Raw genomic sequence first — 4,117 nt, 5'->3', positions numbered from 1 at the left:
TTCCGCCTCCAGTCCCGGGCGGGCTTCGGGCTCCTGGGCGCAGCTGACGGCCCGGCAGCCCGGTCCCATCACGGCGGCCTTCTCGGCGGCGGTCGCGGCCAGGGTGTCGCCCAGATGTTCGCGGTGGTCGAGGCCGATGGCCCCGAAGCCGATCACCGGCCGGCTGGGGTGGACGGTGGTGGCATCGAGCCGTCCCCCCAGGCCCACTTCCAGCACGGCCAGATCCACCCGTTCGCGGGCGAAGTGCTCGAAGGCCGCCGCCGTGATCAGCTCGAAGGGGGTGAGCCGGTGCTGGCGGGCCAGGGGCTGCCAGCGGGCCAGGCTCTCCCGCAGGGTGCTGGGCGTGATCCAGGCGTCATTGACCTGGATGCGCTCGCACCAGCTCACCAGATGGGGGGAGCGATAGGTGCCCACGTGCACGCCGGCGGCCCGCAGGATCGCGTGCAGGACGGTGCAGATCGAGCCCTTGCCGTTGGTGCCGGCCACCTGGGCGGCGGCGAAGCACCGCTCCGGGTGGCCCCCCTCGGCCAGGGCGCCGGCCAGCCGCTCCAGGCCCAGGTCGACGCCGCGGCGGGCGAAGGGTTCGAGCAGGTCGCCGAGGTCAACCGGAGGGGGCAGCGGGGACGGCACGGACAGGAAGGGATCAGGCCAGGCTGCTGAGAGCTTTCTCCAGGCGCTTCACCGCCTTGCGCAGCTGGCGGGGCTTGATCACCAGCGGCGGCACGAACCGCACCACCCCGGGGCCGGCCGGCACCAGCAGCAGGCCTTCGGCCATGGCCGCCTTGACGATCTCCGGCGCCGTGGGCCCGCCCTCGCGCAGCACCAGGCCCCGCAGCAGACCCCAGCCACGCTCGCCGGCCAGCCGATCGGGGTGCCGGGCCACCAGCTCCTGGAGCAGGGACTGGAGCAGCGCACCGTTGGCGCTGACCTTCGCCAGCAGGCCCCGGCGTTCGATCTCCTCGATCACCGTGAGGCCGGCGCGACAGGCGAAGGGGTTGCCGCCGAAGGTGCTGGCGTGGTCGCCCGGGCGGAAGTGGTCGGCCGCGGCCTTCACCGCCAGGGCACCGATGGGGATGCCGCCACCGAGGCCCTTGGCCATGGTCAGGGCATCGGGCTCGACCCCGAGCTGTTCGTAGCCCCACCAGTGGCCGCTGCGGCCGACGCCGATCTGCACCTCGTCGAAGATGAGCAGGATGCGGTGGGCATCGCAGAGCTCCCGCACGCGCCGGAAGAAGGCCGGATCGCCGGGGTTGACCCCGCCTTCGCCCTGGATCGGTTCGAGCAGCACCGCCGCCACCCGGGGACCTTCGGCTTCACAGGACGCCAGCAGCGCTTCGAAGCGGGCGATGTCGTTGTAGGGGAAGTAGCGGAAGCCCGACACCATGGGCTCGAAGCCCTGGTGGTACTTGGGCTGGCCCGTGGCGGTCACCGCCGCCAGGGTGCGGCCGTGGAAGCTGGCCTCGGCGGTGAGGATCAGCGGATCGGCGATGCCGCGCACCTGGTGGCCGTGCTTGCGGGCCAGCTTGATGGCCGCCTCGTTGGCTTCGGCGCCGGAATTGCAGAAGAAGACCCGGTCGGCGCAGCTGCGGGCGGTGATGGCCGCGGCCAGGGCCTCCTGCTCCGGGATCCGATACAGGTTGGAGACGTGCTGGAGACGGCCCAGTTGCCGGCAGAGCCGCCGCTGCAGCACCGGATCGCTGTGGCCCAGGGTGCAGACGGCGATGCCGGCCACCATGTCGAGATAGCGCCGGCCCTCGTGATCCCAGAGCCAGACGCCCTTGCCCCGCATCAGCGCCAGGGGATAGCGCCCGTAGGTGTCCATCACCGGGGCGAGTGACGGCGCGACAGGTGCCGGCTGGATGGGAGCGGTGGGACTCGAACCCACATGCCCGAAGGCGCTCGATTTTGAGTCGAGTCCGTCTACCAATTCCGGCACGCTCCCGCGGGTCGGACTCTAGGCGGCGGGGGTGGGCAGCCTGCGGATCGAGGCGCCGGCGGCGTTGAGCTTGCCCTCCAGATCGGCATAGCCCCGGTCGAGATATTCCAGGCCCCGCACGGTGGTGATGCCGTCGGCGGCGAGGCCCGCCAGCACCATGGCGGCGGAGGCGCGCAGGTCGGTGCCATGGACGGGGGCGCCGCTCAGCCGGGCCACCCCCTCGACGCAGGCGGTGTTGCCCTGCATGCGGATCGAGGCGCCCATGCGCTGCAGCTCGGCCACGTGCTGGAGACGGTTCTCGAAGATGTTCTCGACCACCATGCTGGTTCCCTCGGCGGTGGCCAGCAGGGCCATGAACGGGGCCTGCAGATCGGTGGGGAAGCCTGGGAAGGGCTGGGTGCGCAGATCCACCGCCCGCACCTTGCTGGCGGTGAGGATCAGGCCCTGGCCGTCGGCCTCGATGCGGCAGCCCGCCTCCTCGAGCTTGGTGATCACGGCGCCCAGGTGCTCGGGCAGGGCGGGGAACACCCGCAGCCGGGAACGGGTGATGGCGCCGGCCAGCAGGAAGGTGCCGGCCTCGATGCGGTCGGGGATGACGGCGTAGTCGGCGCCGTGGAGCCGCTCCACACCGACGATGGTGATCGTGGGGGTGCCGGCGCCGCGCACCTTGGCCCCCATGGCCAGCAGCAGCCGGGCCAGGTCGATCACCTCCGGCTCCTGGGCGGCGTTGTCGATGACCGTCTCGCCGTCGGCGAGGGCCGCCGCCATCATCAGGGTCTCGGTGGCGCCGACGCTGGGGCAATCCAGGTGGATGTGGCCGCCGGTGAGGCGGCGCTGGCGGCCGGGCACCACGGCGGTGACCACGCCGTGCTCGATGGTGACCTGGGCGCCGAGGGCCTTGAGTCCCTTGACGTGTTCCACCACCGGCCGGGTGCCGATCTGGCAGCCGCCCGGCAGGGGCACCTGGGCCATGCCCATGCGGGCCAGCAGGGGGCCGATGCAGAAGAAGCTGGCCCGCAGGCTGTTGACCAGCTCATAGGGCGGGGCGGCGGTGGTGATGTGGTCGCCATGGAGCACGATCGCGTCGCCGCCGCGCTGCACCCGCACCCCGAGGGCGGAGAGGATCTCCCCCATGGCCGTGATGTCGGTCAGGGGAGGCACGTTGCTGAGCCGCAGCCCGTCCTCGGTGAGCAGACAGGCGGCCATCAGCACCAGGGCCGAATTCTTGGCGCCGCTGACCCTCAGTTCCCCGTCCAGACGCCGTCCACCACTGATCTCCAGCCTGGTGCCGGCGATGGCCTTGACAGGCATGGGGGATACGGTCATGGACAGGAGTCCTGGTATCAATTTCGGGGGCATCTTGACAACGAATGATCCCGTCGTCTAGGGGGTCGCCGCTCAAACTGTCTTGCCACCCATTGGCGCCATGGTCCGGTGGGGGGCCGCCGCTGATGATTTATGCTCCGTTCAGCGCCACGGCCTCCGTGGCGGCTACACGCCCGCGGATGTGGCGGAATTGGTAGACGCGCTAGTTTCAGGTACTAGTGGCAGCAATGTCGTGGGAGTTCAAGTCTCCCCATCCGCATAATTTTTTTATGATTGTCCTCAAGATCACTAATGCTTCTGATGTCGTTGCCGCGAATATCGGCCGGTTTCTGGAGCGTCTGACTCCGGACGAGTACGACCAGAACAAGGTGGAGGACATCGTGATCGACCGTCTGGTGGCCAACCTCAAGGCGGAGGGCATCCGTGGCGAGGTGGCGGCCTTCAAGGGGCTCGATCTCAGCGACGATGACCTGGTCATCCACGACCAACTCAAGCTCCGGCGCCGCAAGACCATCTGACAGTCCCGGGTCCCTCCCCTGACCTCCGCGGCCTCCCCTCGGGCGGCGAGCCGATCCGCAGTGTCCGCAACCCTCTTGTCCAGGCCCTGCGGCGCCTGCACCGGCCCAGCGGCCGGCAGGAGCAGGGCCTGATCCTGCTGGAGGGAACCCACCTGCTGCAGGAGGCCCTCGCCCTGGGTCTTCGGCCCCGCCAGCTGCTGGCCACCGCCGACTGGCTAGCCCGCCATGGCGCCCTGCTGGAGCGGCTGCCGGATCCCGCCCGGCTGCGGATCGCCAGCTCCGAGGTGCTGGCCGCCGCCGCCACCACCGGCCACCCCGACGGGGTGCTGCTCACCCT

At 70.6% G+C, this 4,117-nt stretch carries 4 protein-coding genes, 2 tRNA genes and 1 pseudogene; 3 read left to right on the top strand and 4 right to left on the bottom strand.

All coding sequences use genetic code 11. The features are described 5' to 3' along the window. The 4 genes from VB737_RS15440 to murA form a co-directional block, all read right to left on the bottom strand. Window positions 1-630, bottom strand: a 630-nt coding sequence (locus VB737_RS15440) for a folylpolyglutamate synthase/dihydrofolate synthase family protein (protein WP_500314260.1), incomplete at its 3' end; no start/stop codon positions are given. Window positions 631-643: 13 nt separating this feature from the next. Beyond that, window positions 644-1,822 carry an aspartate aminotransferase family protein gene (locus VB737_RS15435; RefSeq protein ID WP_500314259.1) on the bottom strand — a complete coding sequence of 393 codons (1,179 nt, stop codon included), beginning with the start codon at window positions 1,820-1,822 and terminating at the stop codon, window positions 644-646. Between the two features lie 38 nt (window positions 1,823-1,860). Beyond that, a tRNA-Leu gene (locus tag VB737_RS15430) sits at window positions 1,861-1,942 on the bottom strand. Window positions 1,943-1,954: 12 nt separating this feature from the next. Next, a complete protein-coding gene (murA, locus tag VB737_RS15425; RefSeq protein ID WP_254948286.1) occupies window positions 1,955-3,262 on the bottom strand; it encodes a UDP-N-acetylglucosamine 1-carboxyvinyltransferase in 1,308 nt (435 codons plus the stop codon). A 175-nt stretch (window positions 3,263-3,437) separates the two neighbouring features. Between murA and VB737_RS15420 the strand changes: the two genes are divergently transcribed. The 3 genes and pseudogenes from VB737_RS15420 to VB737_RS15410 all read left to right on the top strand — a co-directional run. Further along, a tRNA-Leu gene (locus VB737_RS15420) sits at window positions 3,438-3,521 on the top strand. Continuing rightward, window positions 3,490-3,780: a DUF8653 family protein gene (locus tag VB737_RS15415; protein WP_500314257.1), complete on the top strand. Its 291-nt coding sequence runs from the start codon at window positions 3,490-3,492 to the stop codon at window positions 3,778-3,780. Before VB737_RS15420 ends, VB737_RS15415 begins: the two co-directional genes overlap by 32 nt. Next, window positions 3,777-4,117: pseudogene (locus tag VB737_RS15410) on the top strand (hypothetical protein); the annotation flags it as partial. The gene VB737_RS15415 and the pseudogene VB737_RS15410, both read left to right, overlap by 4 nt.

The organism is Synechococcus sp. BA-120 BA3, from assembly GCF_034931285.1.
Classification (GTDB): Bacteria; Cyanobacteriota; Cyanobacteriia; order PCC-6307; family Cyanobiaceae; genus Cyanobium.
Note: the sequence above shows the minus strand (reverse complement) of the source record. Positions and strands in the feature narration are given on the sequence as shown.